The 13,536-nt window shown below is 59.9% G+C and carries 11 protein-coding genes and 7 pseudogenes; 11 read left to right on the forward strand and 7 right to left on the reverse strand.

Translation table 11 applies throughout. The annotated features are described in order from the left end of the window. The first annotated feature begins 17 nt into the window (after positions 1–17). Genes ANTHELSMS3_RS23855 through ANTHELSMS3_RS23865 form a run of 3 tightly spaced genes read left to right on the forward strand, consistent with a single transcriptional unit; the run spans position 18 to position 2,576 of the window. Positions 18–1,403, forward strand: coding sequence for a multicopper oxidase family protein (locus tag ANTHELSMS3_RS23855; RefSeq protein ID WP_094037515.1), 1,386 nt, complete (start codon positions 18–20; stop codon positions 1,401–1,403). After that, positions 1,400–1,843: a c-type cytochrome gene (locus ANTHELSMS3_RS23860; protein ID WP_094037516.1), complete on the forward strand. Its 444-nt coding sequence runs from the start codon at positions 1,400–1,402 to the stop codon at positions 1,841–1,843. Before ANTHELSMS3_RS23855 ends, ANTHELSMS3_RS23860 begins: the two co-directional genes overlap by 4 nt. 1 nt (position 1,844) lies before the next feature. Further along, complete coding sequence (locus tag ANTHELSMS3_RS23865) at positions 1,845–2,576, forward strand: DsbA family protein (RefSeq protein ID WP_094037517.1); 732 nt, start codon at positions 1,845–1,847, stop codon at positions 2,574–2,576. 39 nt (positions 2,577–2,615) lie between these two features. On the opposite strand, the gene ANTHELSMS3_RS23870 is transcribed toward ANTHELSMS3_RS23865, so the two are convergent. Continuing rightward, on the reverse strand, positions 2,616–2,810 hold the full coding sequence (locus ANTHELSMS3_RS23870) for a heavy-metal-associated domain-containing protein (protein ID WP_094037518.1): 195 nt from the start codon (positions 2,808–2,810) through the stop codon (positions 2,616–2,618). Positions 2,811–2,969: 159 nt separating this feature from the next. Between ANTHELSMS3_RS23870 and ANTHELSMS3_RS23875 the strand changes: the two are divergent. The 4 genes and pseudogenes from ANTHELSMS3_RS23875 to ANTHELSMS3_RS23885 all read left to right on the forward strand — a co-directional run bounded on the left by ANTHELSMS3_RS23875 (position 2,970) and on the right by ANTHELSMS3_RS23885 (position 6,879). Continuing rightward, a pseudogene (locus ANTHELSMS3_RS23875) lies at positions 2,970–5,333 on the forward strand (heavy metal translocating P-type ATPase). Positions 5,334–5,343: 10 nt separating this feature from the next. Beyond that, the gene (locus tag ANTHELSMS3_RS23880) at positions 5,344–5,748 is read left to right on the forward strand and encodes a MerR family DNA-binding protein (RefSeq protein WP_094037519.1); all 405 of its coding nucleotides are present in this window, start codon (positions 5,344–5,346) and stop codon (positions 5,746–5,748) included. A 153-nt stretch (positions 5,749–5,901) separates the two neighbouring features. Then, on the forward strand, positions 5,902–6,183 hold the full coding sequence (locus ANTHELSMS3_RS26640) for a transposase-like zinc-binding domain-containing protein (protein WP_439098680.1): 282 nt from the start codon (positions 5,902–5,904) through the stop codon (positions 6,181–6,183). 54 nt (positions 6,184–6,237) lie between these two features. Beyond that, positions 6,238–6,879, forward strand: a complete 642-nt coding sequence (locus ANTHELSMS3_RS23885; RefSeq protein WP_157733641.1) for an IS1595 family transposase — start codon at positions 6,238–6,240, stop codon at positions 6,877–6,879. 31 nt (positions 6,880–6,910) lie between these two features. Here ANTHELSMS3_RS23885 and ANTHELSMS3_RS23890 read toward each other — a convergent pair. Continuing rightward, a pseudogene (locus tag ANTHELSMS3_RS23890) lies at positions 6,911–7,204 on the reverse strand (integrase core domain-containing protein); the annotation flags it as partial. 137 nt (positions 7,205–7,341) lie between these two features. On the opposite strand from ANTHELSMS3_RS23890, the pseudogene ANTHELSMS3_RS23895 reads away from it, so the two are divergent. After that, positions 7,342–8,633: pseudogene (locus tag ANTHELSMS3_RS23895) on the forward strand (IS110 family transposase). A gap of 202 nt (positions 8,634–8,835) precedes the next feature. On the opposite strand, the pseudogene ANTHELSMS3_RS23900 reads toward ANTHELSMS3_RS23895, so the two are convergent. Continuing rightward, a pseudogene (locus ANTHELSMS3_RS23900) lies at positions 8,836–9,668 on the reverse strand (IS3 family transposase); the annotation flags it as partial. 349 nt (positions 9,669–10,017) lie between these two features. On the opposite strand from ANTHELSMS3_RS23900, the pseudogene ANTHELSMS3_RS23905 reads away from it, so the two are divergent. Then, positions 10,018–11,241 (forward strand): annotated as a pseudogene (locus ANTHELSMS3_RS23905) (IS3 family transposase). A 120-nt stretch (positions 11,242–11,361) separates the two neighbouring features. Here ANTHELSMS3_RS23905 and ANTHELSMS3_RS25725 read toward each other — a convergent pair. Both ANTHELSMS3_RS25725 and ANTHELSMS3_RS25730 read right to left on the reverse strand, forming a co-directional pair. Next, positions 11,362–11,625 carry a hypothetical protein gene (locus tag ANTHELSMS3_RS25725; protein WP_157733642.1) on the reverse strand — a complete coding sequence of 88 codons (264 nt, stop codon included), beginning with the start codon at positions 11,623–11,625 and terminating at the stop codon, positions 11,362–11,364. A gap of 249 nt (positions 11,626–11,874) precedes the next feature. Beyond that, positions 11,875–12,018, reverse strand: a pseudogene (locus ANTHELSMS3_RS25730) (IS5/IS1182 family transposase); the annotation flags it as partial. Between the two features lie 137 nt (positions 12,019–12,155). Here ANTHELSMS3_RS25730 and ANTHELSMS3_RS25735 point away from each other — a divergent pair. Continuing rightward, complete coding sequence (locus ANTHELSMS3_RS25735) at positions 12,156–12,299, forward strand: hypothetical protein (protein WP_157733643.1); 144 nt, start codon at positions 12,156–12,158, stop codon at positions 12,297–12,299. Positions 12,300–12,315: 16 nt separating this feature from the next. Then, positions 12,316–12,764 (forward strand): annotated as a pseudogene (locus tag ANTHELSMS3_RS23910) (MerR family DNA-binding protein). Here the strand turns inward: ANTHELSMS3_RS23910 and ANTHELSMS3_RS26175 are convergent. Further along, positions 12,745–13,032, reverse strand: coding sequence for a copper-binding protein (locus ANTHELSMS3_RS26175; protein WP_254694955.1), 288 nt, complete (start codon positions 13,030–13,032; stop codon positions 12,745–12,747). The pseudogene ANTHELSMS3_RS23910 and the gene ANTHELSMS3_RS26175 sit on opposite strands and share 20 nt — an antisense overlap. 24 nt (positions 13,033–13,056) lie before the next feature. Continuing rightward, positions 13,057–13,533, reverse strand: coding sequence for a cupredoxin domain-containing protein (locus ANTHELSMS3_RS26180; RefSeq protein ID WP_254694956.1), 477 nt, complete (start codon positions 13,531–13,533; stop codon positions 13,057–13,059). Between the last annotated feature and the right edge of the window lie 3 nt (positions 13,534–13,536).

Below are 13,536 nucleotides of genomic sequence, written 5' to 3' on the forward strand. Positions count from 1 at the left end.
GCAAAGGACAAAAGCGGATGAAATACACGCGGCGCACTTTCCTTGCCCTGACGGGGGCCTCGGCTGGTCTGGGCCTGCCGAGGCGGGGCTTTGCACTTGGCGATGCCACGCCATTGGTCACGCGCGAGGCCAGTCTGCAACTGCTGCCCGAGGGCTACCCGCAAACGCGCATCTGGGGTTACGACGGCGCGATCCCCGGCACCGAGATCCGCGTGCCGCAGGGCGCGCGCGTGCAGCGCCAATTGGTCAACGACCTGCCGGAGGCAACCTCGGTGCATTGGCATGGCATCCGAATTGACAATGCCATGGACGGTGTGTCCGGGCTGACGCAGGACCCGGTGCCGCCGGGCGCGAGCTTTGACTACGACTTCATCGTACCGGATGCAGGAACCTATTGGTATCACGCGCATAACCGATCCTTTGAACAGGTGGCCCGCGGATTGCGCGGCGCGCTAATCGTCGAGGAACCCCAGGTGCCGGACGTGGACCGCGACGAGGTGCTGATCCTCGATGACTGGCTAATCAATCCGGAAACGGGCCAGATCGCCGACAATTTCGATCAGCCGATGATGATGAGTCATGGCGGGCGGACTGGGAACTATGTCACAACCAATGGCCAGTACAAACTGACCGTCAAAGCGCGGCAGAACGACCGCCTGCGCCTGCGTCTGATCAATGCCGCCAATGCGCGGATCTTTGCGTTGCGGCTACAGGGGATGGCGGGCTGGACCGTCGCATTGGACGGTATGCCGCTGGCCGAGCCGCAGCCGATCGCGGACACGTTGCTGCTGGGTCCGGCGCAGCGAATAGACCTGTTCGTCGACATCTCCGCCGCGCCGGGCGAGACGGCGGCGTTGCTGAATGTCGAAACCGACGAGCCGTTCCCGCAGGTGGCCTTTGCGGTGGCGGGGCAGGGCGCGAGCGTGTCCCGCGCCGCCCCATTGCCCCTGCCGCCCAATCCGCGGATGGACGCGCCCGATCTCGCCACTGCCGCGCCATTCAAGCTGTTCATGTCCGGCGGAGCGATGGGACGGATGGACTCCGCGGTGCTGCATGGGGAACGCAAAGGCTTTCGTCAGCTTGCCGGCGCGGGCTATTTCTGGGCGCTGAACGACGTGGTCAACATGCCCGACACGCCACTGGCCAAGGTGTCTCTGGGCACACACGTGCGCCTGTCGATCATCAATGACACCGTTTTTCCCCACGCGATGCACCTGCATGGCATGCATTTCCGAGAGGTCACCAACAGGCAGACCGGACCGATGCGCGACACGCTGTTGATCGGTGCAGGTGAAACCCGCAAAATCGCCTTTGTCGCCGACAACCCGGGCAAGTGGCTGTTCCATTGCCATATGCTGGAACATGCCGTTTCGGGCATGACGACATGGGTAGAGGTCGCATGAGAGGTCATCTGTCCATCTTCGGGGCCTCGGTGTTGCTGGGACAGATAGCGTGGGCCGAAACGAATGCACTTGATATTGCCGAAGGCCAGGCGCTCTATGTTGAGACGTGCGCCTCTTGCCACGGGGCTGAGCTGCAAGGTCAGCCCGATTGGCGCGGACCAGGCCCGGACGGTCGACTGCCCGCGCCTCCGCATGACGTGACGGGTCACACCTGGCACCACAGCGACCGTGTTCTTTTTGGCTATACCAAGTTTGGCGGCAAGGGCTTCATGGCCCAACAGGGCATTGAGTTCGACAGCGGCATGCCCGCGTTCGGCGACCAGCTGAGCGATCAGCAGATCAAGAACATCCTGGCCTACATCCGCTCGACTTGGCCCGAGCGGGCCCAAAAAGTGCAGGCCGACCGCAGCAAGGCCGACAAAGACAACGGAGACAACTGACATGGTATTCAAGACACCTATCCTCGCGCTCGCGCTTGCCGCGCTGATGCCGCTACCGGCGCTGGCGCAAGATCTCGACGAGGCGCGGATCAAGGAGTTGGTCCTCGAGGCGATCCGCCAAAATCCTGAAATCGTGATGGAAGCGGTCGCGATCCTCGAACAACGTCAAGCGGGCGCGCAGGCCGATGCGCAGGCGCTGGCACTGGAAACGCAGCGCGACTTGATCGAACACGACCCGAACGCGCCTGTGCTGGGCAATCCCGACGGCGACGTGACCGTGGTCGAGTTCTTTGACTACAACTGCCCCTATTGCCGCCGGGTCAAACCCGAGGTCCGCGCCCTGATCGACGCCGATCCGAACATCCGCCTAGTCTATCGCGAATGGCCCATTCTGGGCGAAGGCTCTGTCTTTGCCGCCAAGGCCGCTTTGGCGGCTCGCAAGCAGGGCAAATACGAGGCGTTCCACTGGGCGATGATGGGAAACGAGGGCCGCGCCGAAGAAGCCAGCGTGTTGCGCGTCGCCGAAGAGGTCGGCCTCGACATCGACCAATTGCGCGCCGACATGGCTGACCCCGACGTGGCCGACCATATCGCTACCTCGATGCAGCTGACGCAGGCACTGGGGTTCAACGGAACGCCGTCCTTCGTGATCGGCGACGCGCTGGTGCCCGGGTTTGTCGAAACCGACAAGCTGGCCAAGCTGGTTGCTGCAGCGCGCGAAGCTGCAGAATAACGGACGCTGCCCGCGCGCCAACGCGGGCAGCGGTCTTGTTCAGGCGGCGGTGGATTTGTAGCCCGCATCCTTGATCGCGGCGGAGAGCTGATCGGCGCGCAGCGCGCTGTCGATATGCACCATGCGCGTGTCCAGATCGCAGGCGATCTGCGCCGCCGGGTCCGCGGATTTGACCGATTTCTCGATGGCAGAGGTGCAGTGGCCGCAGCTCATGTCGGGAACCTTGAAGTCCATGTGGATACCTTTCCGACTGGTGGATGAGGCGCAGATAGAGGTTCCAGCTGGGGGAAGGTCAAGATGGGCGGTGCGGTGCAGAAGATTATATTTGGCCATTGACCCTCTAGTGACTGGGAGCCTCATCTCTGTCGCAAGATCGAAGCAAGGGAGCCCACTATGTTGGCCCCGATTCCCCTTACCCTGTCTGTCGAAGGGATGTCCTGCGCGTCCTGCGTGGGGCGTGTGGACCGTGGCCTGACGGCGCTGAAGGGTGCGACAGATGTGTCGGTCAATCTGGCGTTGGAAGGCGCGCGGATGCATGTGGACTCGCCTGACCGGGCGGGTGCCTTCGTCGCCGCGCTGGCCGATCTGGGCTACCCGACGCGCACCGGGCGCGTAACCCGGAACGTCGAGTCGATGTCCTGCGCGCCCTGCGTGGGTCGGGTGGACCGTGCGCTTGCGGCGGCTCCGGGCGTGCTGGAGGTCAACGTGAACCTCGCCGCCGAAACCGCCACCGTCACCTTTGCGGAAGGGGCCGTGCCCCCGGCACAGCTGGTTGCGACCAGCACGCAGGCGGGCTATCCGACACGGCTGGCCGAGGCCACCGACACCGAAGATCGCAGCACCCGCAAGGCCGAAGAGGCCCGCGCGCTGTCGCGGCGCATGGGCTTGGCCGCGGCGCTGGCGCTGCCGGTCTTCATCGTGGAGATGGGCGGACATGTCTTCCCGGCCTTTCACCACTGGATCAACGCCAGCATCGGCCAGGAGACCAGTTGGGTGCTGCGATTTCTGCTGACGACCATCGTGCTGGCCGGGCCGGGGGCGAATGTTCTACGCCAAAGGCATTCCCGCGCTGCTGAAGGGCGCGCCCGACATGAACAGCCTCGTCGCGGTGGGCACCGGGGCGGCGTACCTGTTTTCGGTCGTCGCGACCTTTCTGCCCGGGCTTTTGCCCGGCGCACTGCGTGCCGTCTATTTCGAGGCCGCAGCTGTGATCGTCATGCTGATTCTGCTTGGGCGGTTCCTTGAGGCCCGCGCCAAGGGCCGCACTGGCGCCGCCATCGAAAAACTGCTGGGTTTGCAGGTAAAGACGGCGCGTGTGCAGCGTGGTGGCGAGACCGTGGAAATCCCGGTCGAAGAGCTGGGGCTGGGGGACATCGTGCTGGTCCGTCCCGGCGATCGTATCGCTATCGACGGCGCGGTGACCCAAGGCTCCAGCCGCGTCGATGAAAGCATGCTGACCGGCGAGCCGATCCCCGCCTCGAAGGGCCCTGGCGACATGGTGAGCGGCGGTACGGTCAACGGCACAGGCAGCATTCAGGTCCGCGCGGCGCGGGTCGGACAGGACACCACGCTGGCGCAGATCATCCGCATGGTCCAAGAGGCGCAGGGCGGGAAACTGCCGATTCAGGGCTTGGTGGACCGCATCACCATGTGGTTCGTCCCCGCCGTCATGAGCGTCGCCGTGTTGACGGTGCTGGTCTGGCTGGTCGTCGGGCCGCAACCTGCGCTGACCATGGCCTTGGTGGCGGGCGTGTCCGTGCTGATCATCGCCTGCCCCTGCGCGACGGGTCTAGCCACGCCGACCTCGACTATGGTGGGCACGGAGCGCGCCGCCGAACTGGGCGTGTTGTTCCGCAAGGGCGATGCGTTGCAGGCGCTGGACGGGGTTCAGGTCGTGGCTTTGGAGAAGACCGGCACCGTGACGGAAGGCCGTCCGGAACTGACCGATCTGATGCTGGCGCCGGGCTTTGACCGCGCCGGGGTGTTGTCCGTGGTGGCCGCCGTCGAGGCGCAATCCGAGCACCCGATCGCCGAGGCCATCGTGCGCGCCGCACAGGCTGAGGGGATGAGTCTGCCAGAGATCGCGGGCTTCGCCTCGCTCACGGGCTACGGTGTGCGCGCCGAGGTCAAGGGCAGGGAGGTGTTGATCGGCGCCGACCGCCTCATGACGCGCGAAGGTGTGGATGTCAGTGCCTTGTCCGACGGTGTGGCCGAACTGGCGAACACCGGCCGCACCGCGCTGTTCGCCGCCATCGGCGGGCAGGTCGGGGCGGTGATCGGCGTGGCTGATCCTGTGAAACCCGCCAGCAAGGCGGTCATCGCTGCTTTGCGCGCCAAAGGGCTGACCGTCGCTATGATCACCGGCGACAAGCAGGCCACGGCGGATGTCATCGCCCGCGAGACCGGCATCGACTATGTCGTTGCCGGGGTCCTGCCCGATGGCAAGGTCGCCGCGCTGGAGGCGCTGCGCGGGGTGGTCAACGCAGCCGAGGTCTCGACCCGGACCACGCGCAACATTTGCGAGAACCTGTTCTGGGCCTTTGCTTACAACACCGCGCTGATCCCGGTGGCGGCGGGAGTCCTGTACCCGGTCTGGGGGGTGCTGCTGTCGCCGATGCTGGCGGCGGGGCGATGGCGCTGTCGTCGGTCTTTGTCCTGACCAACGCGCTGCGTCTTCGCCGGGTCGCACCGGCGATGTCGGAACGGGCCGATCCGGCCCGCAACGGCGCGGCGCCGGTGGCCGCCCCGGCGGAATAAGGAGGCAAGAATGAAAATCGGAGACGTCGCCCTCCAATCGGGCCTGCCGCCCAAGACCATCCGCTTTTACGAGGATATCGGCCTGATCCGCCCGCGGCGCAGCGACAACGGCTATCGCAGTTTCTGCGAGCAGGACCTGCACAAGCTGGCCTTTCTGGGCCGCGCGCGGGCGCTTGAGTTCACCATCGAGGATTGCCGGACGCTGATGGCGCTGTATGAAGACGATCATCGCGAAAGTGCGCAGGTCAAGGCGGTGTCCGAGGAGCAGCTCCGCCAGATCGACGAGAAGATCGCGCAGTTGCAATTTATGCGTGCAACACTGGACACGCTAATCCACGCCTGCGCTGGGGACCATCGCCCCGACTGCCCGATCCTGCAGGATCTTGTTCGGGATATATCCGATCCGGCGATGTGAAGGAGGTGCGGGCACACCGCAAGGTCACTTGGTTAGTTCGGTGGCGATCAGCATGCCGTTCACCCGAGCGGTGACGAAATTGATTGCCGTGCCCTCGCTAAAACCTCCGAGCATAGCGGTACCTCGACGCCTCCACAGTTTAAATACTTTGGGGTGTCCGCAAACCGTGTTGGCTTACTTCGTTTTCACAATTTTCGCCGTTTCCTCGATGCCCTCGCCGACCTGAACCCGGCTCAGATCGAGGATACCCAAACAAAGATCCTTGATCTCAGGCGAAAGACGGAAGCTATCTCAGAGATCGAGACGCGAACAAAAAAAGAACACAAGTGTCCGTTCTGCGGCGACGATTGGCGCCAGAAGTGGGGCCGCACAAGGACAAAGATCCAGCGATACCGATGCACCGGCTGCGAGAAGATCTATTCGGGCCGCACATGAAGCGCCATCGGCCGCATCCACCGTCCTGACCTGTTCATGGTTGCAGTGAGGGATATGCTGGACACCTCCTCACCGCAGTCGGTTCGCAAGCTTGCGAGACAACTTGGGCTTAACAAATACACGGTCTGGCGCTGGCGTATGCTGGTTTTCTCGATCATCGGAAGCAGTATCTCATCAACAGGCGTTTCCGGGATGATTGAGGCAGATGAAACCTACCAGCGCGAGTCTCGAAAGGGATCGCGCGAGTGGGTCCGCCACGTCGCGGATCCGCAGAATTCACCTCAGCCGCCGCGTCCCCGTTGGGAGGATTTCACGACGAAGGGGTTTAAGATGATGCGCGGCCTGTCCAAGTGGCAGCTCCCCATTCTCACCGTCGGCGACCGCGGCGGTGCTTTCCTTTTTCAGCGCCTACCGAACCGTCAGGGCATAACAGTAGAGCACGCAATGAAGCCCTTAGTGCCCGGCGATGCCGTGCTCTGCTCGGACGGCGGCAATGGTTACAAGGATTTCGCCGCGGCAGGCGGCATTGAACACTTTGTGGTAGGTAGCAAACTAGGTATACGAGTCGACGCGGGCTGCTATCACATTCAGAATGTGAACTCGCTCCATGCCCGCTATAAGAAGTTCATCAAGCCCTTCTGTGGACCTGCCACGAAAAATCTCAACGGCTACATACGATGGCTGGAACTCCGTTGATCAGCCCCACTTGAGTGGTCCAGTTTGAATGTTAGTGCATGATTGGCCTTGGTTTCATCGGGACGATGGTTTCCGGGGCCGGTGGGCGGTAGCCCAAGGCACTATGCGGGAGTTTCGTGTTGTAGTGTTTCCTCCATTCTTCGATTGGGATTTGGGCTTCGCGCAGGCTGTAGAAGATCTCGCCGTTCAGGAACTCGTCTCTGAACCTGGCATTGAAGCTTTCGCAATATCCGTTCTCCCAGGGGGATCCTGGCTCGATGTACGCCGTCTTTGCTCCGACAGCCTTGATCCAGTCCCGGACAGCCTGAGCAACGAACTCAGGTCCGTAACACCTTCGGAATGTTGTTGATGTTGAGGCTATGATTGCCTGCGCAGCCCCCAAATAGCGCAGCAGGTGATCATAGCCGGGTCTCAGGTCCCTACAGTGGTTTTGCACAAACCACGCCGCAAGGGAGACCGACTATGACCGATGCCACTATTGCACAAACCGAGCCTGTTTTGGTTGCGATTGATATCGCAAAGGCCCGCCATGAAGTCTTGATCGCTGTTCCGGGCCGAAAGCGCCGCCGCCGTTTGACCGTTCTCAACCAGCTCGACGAATTCAATCGATTGATCTCTACACTCTCAGAGTATGATCGTCCTGTCCGCGCGGCTTTTGAGGCTACAGGCAATTACCATCGCGCTCTCGCTTACCGGCTTGGGGTGGCCGGTTTCGATGTGAAGCTGGTGTCTTCGGTCGCATTGGCGCGCACCCGTGAGGCTTTGAACAACAGTTGGGACAAGAACGATCCGAAAGACGCGCAAGTCATCCTGCATATGATGCTGATCGGGAACGAGCAGTTTTACCACGACCCAATGCTGAGCGGTACGAATGATCTTCAGGAGTTGTCCAAGACGCACGACATAGTCTCGCGCTCAAAGACGGAACTTTGGCATCGGGTGCTGACCCACTACCTGCCGCTGTATTGGCCCGAGGCTGACCGCTTTCATCGCAGCTCACGCAGCGATTGGTTCTTTGCCTTTCTCGAACGTTATCCTTCACCGCATTTCATCTCTGCCATGGACCAAGAGGCTTTCATTGCAGATGCTTGGGACGTGGTCGGCCGCAAAGTGTCAAAAGAACGTTTGCTTGCAGATATTTATCAGACCGCCAAGTTCTCTGTAGGCCTGCCAATTGCGCCGGACTCCGACGCTGCAAGGATGTTCCGTTTGGTCTTGGGTGAAGGGCGCGGCCTGATTGCCAAACGCAACGAGATTGAGGATCGCGCCGTTGAGCTTCTCAAGACCAACGACGACTATCAACTGCTAACATCCATCCCAGGGATCGGGCCGATCAACGCGCTGACCATCCTTGCAGAAGCAGGCGATCTGCGCCGCTTTCGGCATCACCGCCAATTTTTGAAGTTCTGTGGGATGGACCTCGCAACGATCCAGTCGGGCACATTCCGTGGCCAAACCAAGCTCTCAAAATATGGGAATGCCAGATTACGCCGCACGCTCTGGATGGCCGGTCAGGTCGCCATCATGCAAAAGACCAACAGCTTCCGCGACAAGTTCGAGCGTTACATCGCCAAGGATCGTCAAAACACGCATTTACGTCGCAAGGCGTATACCGCAATCGCCGCAAAAATGGCCCGCACCGTGCATGGGATAATAAACCGCGGCGAACCCTATCGTCCCTTCTTTGAGGGATGATTGACAGCAGAAGGACCTTTCTCTGTAAGGGCCGTAGAGGCGAGCATTCGACCTCGTAGATAATGTTCAGGCCTTCTGCTCAACGACCCGAAGATCTCGTCTTAAGGACGGTGAGAGCCGCAATAAGCGTACTCTGTGTTTGTTATGGGAGAGACATGTTGTTGACCAAAATGCCGAACTGACACACATTCGAACGTGCTGGAACGCTTCAGCATGACAATGACCTGATGCCAAATCAGCCAATTATTCCGCGCATAGGACGTTGTCGGACCGTATGAACGACGGGATACCGCGCAGGATGAACAGGTCGCTCAAAACGTCGATGACGTTGCCTGAGTTTAGCTTCCTGTCGACGCGGATCGCCAAGCATTCTTTGCTGTATTCATCGATGATGTTGAGCGTGCGGAACGCATTTCCATCATCAGTGGGGCAATGCACAAAGTCATAGGACCAGACATGGTTCTGCCGTTCCGGCCGAAGCCGAACACACGACCCATCGTTCAGCCAGAGCCGCCCCTTCTTTGGTTGCTTCATTGGTACTTTCAGCCCCTCTCGTCGCCATAACCGTTCCACGCGCTTGTCATTCACTTGCCAACCCGCGTCTCTCAGCAACACCGCGATCCGACGATAACCGTATCGGCCATATTGCCTGGCCAACTCGATCATGTCGGCCACCAACAGGTCTTCGTCAGGACGTCCAACCGGCACTTTGCGTTGCGTGGATCGGTGCTGTTTCAGAACACGACAGGCCCGGCGCTCTGTGACCTTCAACTCAGCGCGAACACGATCAATGCAAGCGCGGCGGCGAGCGGGGCTCAGAAGTTTCCCTTTGCAGCTTCCGCCAGGATCAGCTTGTCCAGCGTCAGGTCAGAAACAGCCTTGCGCAGTCGCTCATTCTCTTTCTGTCGACGCTTCAGCTCCTTCAATTGATCCGTGCCAATCCCGCCGTACTTCTTCTTCCAACGGTAATACGTATGTTCAGTCACACCGATCTGCCGGATCGCATCCAGACGCGGCATACCTTGCCCCGTTAGAACCTCAACCTGCCGTAACTTCGTGACAATCTCTTCGGGCTTGGGGCGCCTGTTCGCCATGTATTTCCTCCGTCTTCCTAAACATAGCGGAGGACCACTTCAGTGGGGGAAGACCACCGTCTCGCTCGCACTAACCCTGCGGATATTATGCAAATGGCTTGAAAAACTTCAGCCTAAATTTTCGCGACCACGAAAATGCACCCAACTCCTAAAGGTACCACCAACTTGTAGGATCAAAATGTCAAAAAAATCCTTTACCGAAGGCATTATGGCGCACTTCGAGGAATGCAAGTCTCACGCTTCCGATTCTGTCTTTGAACTTACTCTCTGCTCTGCCCCCTGACAACTGGACCGTTTGAAGCTGGAGTTTTCCGCTAAGTTTCCCTGGCTGGGAGAGGAGCGGAATCGCATGAAGGCATCGAAGTTCACGGAGGCGCAGAAGGCCTTCATTCTGAAGCAGGGCGAGCAAGGAACGCCGGTTGCGGAGATTTGCCGGAAGGCCGGGATCAGCCAGGCGACCTACTTCAACTGGAAGAAGAAGTACGGCGGCCTGCTGCCGGACGAGATGCGTCGGCTGAAGGCGCTCGAGGACGAGAACACGCGGCTGAAGAAGATCGTCGCCGACCTGACCCTCGATCGGGAGATGTTGCAGGACGTGATCCGGCGAAAGCTCTGAAGCTTGGGCGTCTGCGAGAGATCGTGACCGGGATGTGCGTCGACTGGGGCGTGTCGATCCGGAGGGCCTGTGGGGCCATCTGCTTCGACACGTCCAGCGACCACTACAAGTCCCGGCGGACGCACCAGGCTGCCGTCGAAAGGCGGATCAAGGAGATCTGCGAGACACGCGTGCGGTATGGCTATCGCCGTGTGCATGTCCTGCTGCGGCGAGAAGGGTGGGTGATCAACATGAAGAAGACCCGTAGGATTTACAACGAGTTGGGGCTCCAGCTGCGCAGCAAGCACCCGAAGCGCAGGGTGAAGGCAAAGCTGCGGGAAGATCGCCAGGAGGCGGTCGGCCCGAACGATGTGTGGGCAATGGATTTCGTCCACGACCAGCTGGCCATGGGCAAGAAGCTCGCTCGCCATTGTTCTTGAACCAATGGCGCACAATGGCTCGCCCTGACAGTGGTCGACACCCATTCGCGGCTGTGTCCAGCGGCCGATCCCCGCTTCACCTACCGCGGTGAGGATGTCGTGCAGATGCTCGAGAAAGTCTGCGCCAAGGTCGGCTACCCGAAGACCATTCGCGTCGACAACGGCAGCGAGTTCATATCCCGGGACCTGGACCTCTGGGCCTATGCGAATGGCGTCACCCTGGACTTCTCGCGGCCCGGAAAGCCCACAGACAACGGCTTCATCTTGCGTCGGGGCCAACAGTCCCCCGGACTGTTGCCTGATCCCTCCTCACCTTCAACAGCAAGCTCCGGACAGAGTGCTTGAACGCGCATTGGTTCATGAGCCTTGCCGACGCCCGCGAAAAGCTGGAAGATTGGCCCCTCCCGGCAGATTGCTTCGCAATCGCCTGCCGGGCAGTGGTAGACATTACAACGAAGACCGACCCCATAGCGCGATCGGATATAACGTCCCGATTGCCGTGCATTATCCCGATGGCGCAACCAGCCCGTCATCGTGAGACAGCCGGGAAAATCCAGCTTCCGGCGGTCCAGGGTTGGGGAGCAGTGCATGCGGACACCTCCAATATTTTTCGATGAGTGGAAAAATGGACGGCTCGCATCGAGCCGTCCAAATAAATTTAGTTATCCGAGTACTTTTTTGCCAAGTTTATAACTGTAGTCCGTGCTTTTGACTCACTTTCAGAGGACGTGATAACATTCATCAAGGATGCAATTTCCGCATGACTTAGAGAGCCCACGGATACTTCCGGGGCAACGGAATTGATCGTCCTCGCGATCCCGGAAGGTGTATCACCCGCAGTTGCAGAGACCGCAGAAAACGCCAAAATTGCCACCGTGCAAAAGTTAACGGTTGCGATTTTTGTATTTTTGATCTTGCTCATTTTATCCTCACTTTTCAAGGGTATTTGTCTACTTGCACGATATAAATCGCATGCCGCTTATTGATAGTCCATGTTGTATTTGTATCCAAATGTATCACTAAAGATTGCGATGGCGATTATGGGGCAATGCAATAAGTGAAGTTTTGTCATGCAATGGGATGTGTTGCGTAAATCAGAGGGAAACCGGGATTCTACCATTCCCTGGATGGATTTATCCCACGATCTCTGTACCACGTACGTCGAGGCAAGTACGTCGAGGGCGGTGTAACCGTTCAGGACGGCTACGCAGACTTGGAGTTCGACAACCTGGCGATCGAAGTCTCGAGGCTTTTACCGCTGCCACAGAAGCTTCACGCAATGCATCTTTGTTTCGACGCGATTCTGGAGGTGATATTCGTGTATCAACACAGCGGAACCTGCTCAGGTCACACCGTTGACCTGAATGCTTTGGCAGACATGCGCATGATGGCAAGCGCCTGATGAAGGCGGCGGTCCTTGTATAGTGCGTTCCGGACACGGAAGACGCGCCGATGCTGGCAGCGGGGGCGATGGCCTTGTGGTCGGTCTTTGTCCTGACCAACGCGCTGCGCCTGCGCCGCATTGCGCCTGCAATGTCCGAACGGGCCGATCCGGCCCGCATTGACGGGGCCCCGTTGGCCGCCCCGGCGGAATGATCGAAAGGAGACAGCCATGAACACCGGAGACGTCGCCCGTCAGTCGGGTCTTCCGCCCAAGACCAGCCGCTATAACGAGGACATCGGCCTGATGCGCCCGCAACGCAGCGAAAACGGTTATCGCAGTTTTCGCGATCAGAACCTGCACAAGCTGGCCTTTCTCGGGCGGGCAAGGGTATTGGGCTTCAAGATCGAGGATTGCCACACGCTGATGGCGCTGTACGAGGACGAGCACCGCGAGAGCCTTCAGGTCAAGGCCGTGGCCGAGGAGCACAGGCGCCAGATCGACGAGAAGATTGCGCGGTTGCAGTCCATACGTGCAACACTGGACACGCTGCTCCACGCCTGCGCTGGGACCATTGCCCCGACTGCCCGATCTTGCTCGCAGTGACGCGGACAAGGCCTGACAAGCAATCGCGCCCCACGAAGGGGCGCGTGCAGTTTATCACTTCGAGAGTTCGGTGACGGTCAGTTTTCCGTTCACCCGTTCCGCGAGGAAGGTGATCTTGGCACCCTCATTCAGACCGTCGAGCATGGTCGGATCGGCCATTTCGAAAACCATTTTCATGGCGGGCATGTCGAGGTTTTCCAGCGGGCCGTGATCGATGGTGACCTTGTTCCACTTGGTGTCGATCTTGGTCACCGTTCCCACGGACATCGCGTGGTCGCCGTCCGCCAGCGCAGCCCCGGCTGCAAGGATCATGGCGGCAGAAACGGTCAAAAGCTTTTTCATTTGGGATTTCCTTTGGGTTGAGGTTTAGTTGACGGTAAGTGCGCCGTGCATGCCGGCCTCGTAGTGGCCGGGCAGCGGGCAGGCGAATTCGAAAGATCCAGCCTTGGGGAAGGTCCAAAGGATGTCGGCCTCTTGGCCGGGCTCCAGCCGGACCGCATTCTGATCGGTGTGTTCCATTTCGGGGAACTTGGCCATAAGCTCTTTGTGCTCGGCATTTTCCTCCATCGTGTTCATGACGAACTCGTGGGTTTCTTCGCCTTGGTTGATGATGTGAAGGCGGACGGTTTTACCCGCTGCAAAGACCATGTCAGCCGAGGGTTCGAAGACGAAGGTAGCGTCTTTGTCGAAATCCTCGCGCATGATCACGTCAATCGTGCGCGACGGTGCATGTCCGTGCATGGCGGGCATGCCGACGGCCATTTCGCCGTTGCCGTGTCCGGCGTCTGCCATAACAAGGGCGGGCGCCACGGTCAGACCCAGTATCAGAAGTGCAGTTCTCATGAG

Source organism: Antarctobacter heliothermus (genome assembly GCF_002237555.1).
GTDB lineage: Bacteria > Pseudomonadota > Alphaproteobacteria > Rhodobacterales > Rhodobacteraceae > Antarctobacter > Antarctobacter heliothermus_B.

Excerpts from the sequence above, each read along its gene's own strand:
- ANTHELSMS3_RS25735 (WP_157733643.1), top strand. The coding sequence starts at position 12,156 with ATGCTGGCAGCGGGGGCGATGGCCTTGTGGTCGGTCTTTGTCCTGACC.
- ANTHELSMS3_RS23860 (WP_094037516.1), top strand. The coding sequence starts at position 1,400 with ATGAGAGGTCATCTGTCCATCTTCGGGGCCTCGGTGTTGCTGGGACAG.
- ANTHELSMS3_RS23855 (WP_094037515.1), top strand. The coding sequence starts at position 18 with ATGAAATACACGCGGCGCACTTTCCTTGCCCTGACGGGGGCCTCGGCT.
- ANTHELSMS3_RS26175 (WP_254694955.1), bottom strand. The coding sequence starts at position 13,032 with ATGAAAAAGCTTTTGACCGTTTCTGCCGCCATGATCCTTGCAGCCGGG.
- ANTHELSMS3_RS23885 (WP_157733641.1), top strand. The coding sequence starts at position 6,238 with ATGCTGGACACCTCCTCACCGCAGTCGGTTCGCAAGCTTGCGAGACAA.
- ANTHELSMS3_RS23865 (WP_094037517.1), top strand. The coding sequence starts at position 1,845 with ATGGTATTCAAGACACCTATCCTCGCGCTCGCGCTTGCCGCGCTGATG.
- ANTHELSMS3_RS23870 (WP_094037518.1), bottom strand. The coding sequence starts at position 2,810 with ATGGACTTCAAGGTTCCCGACATGAGCTGCGGCCACTGCACCTCTGCC.
- ANTHELSMS3_RS26180 (WP_254694956.1), bottom strand. The coding sequence starts at position 13,533 with ATGAGAACTGCACTTCTGATACTGGGTCTGACCGTGGCGCCCGCCCTT.
- ANTHELSMS3_RS25725 (WP_157733642.1), bottom strand. The coding sequence starts at position 11,625 with ATGAGCAAGATCAAAAATACAAAAATCGCAACCGTTAACTTTTGCACG.
- ANTHELSMS3_RS23880 (WP_094037519.1), top strand. The coding sequence starts at position 5,344 with ATGAAAATCGGAGACGTCGCCCTCCAATCGGGCCTGCCGCCCAAGACC.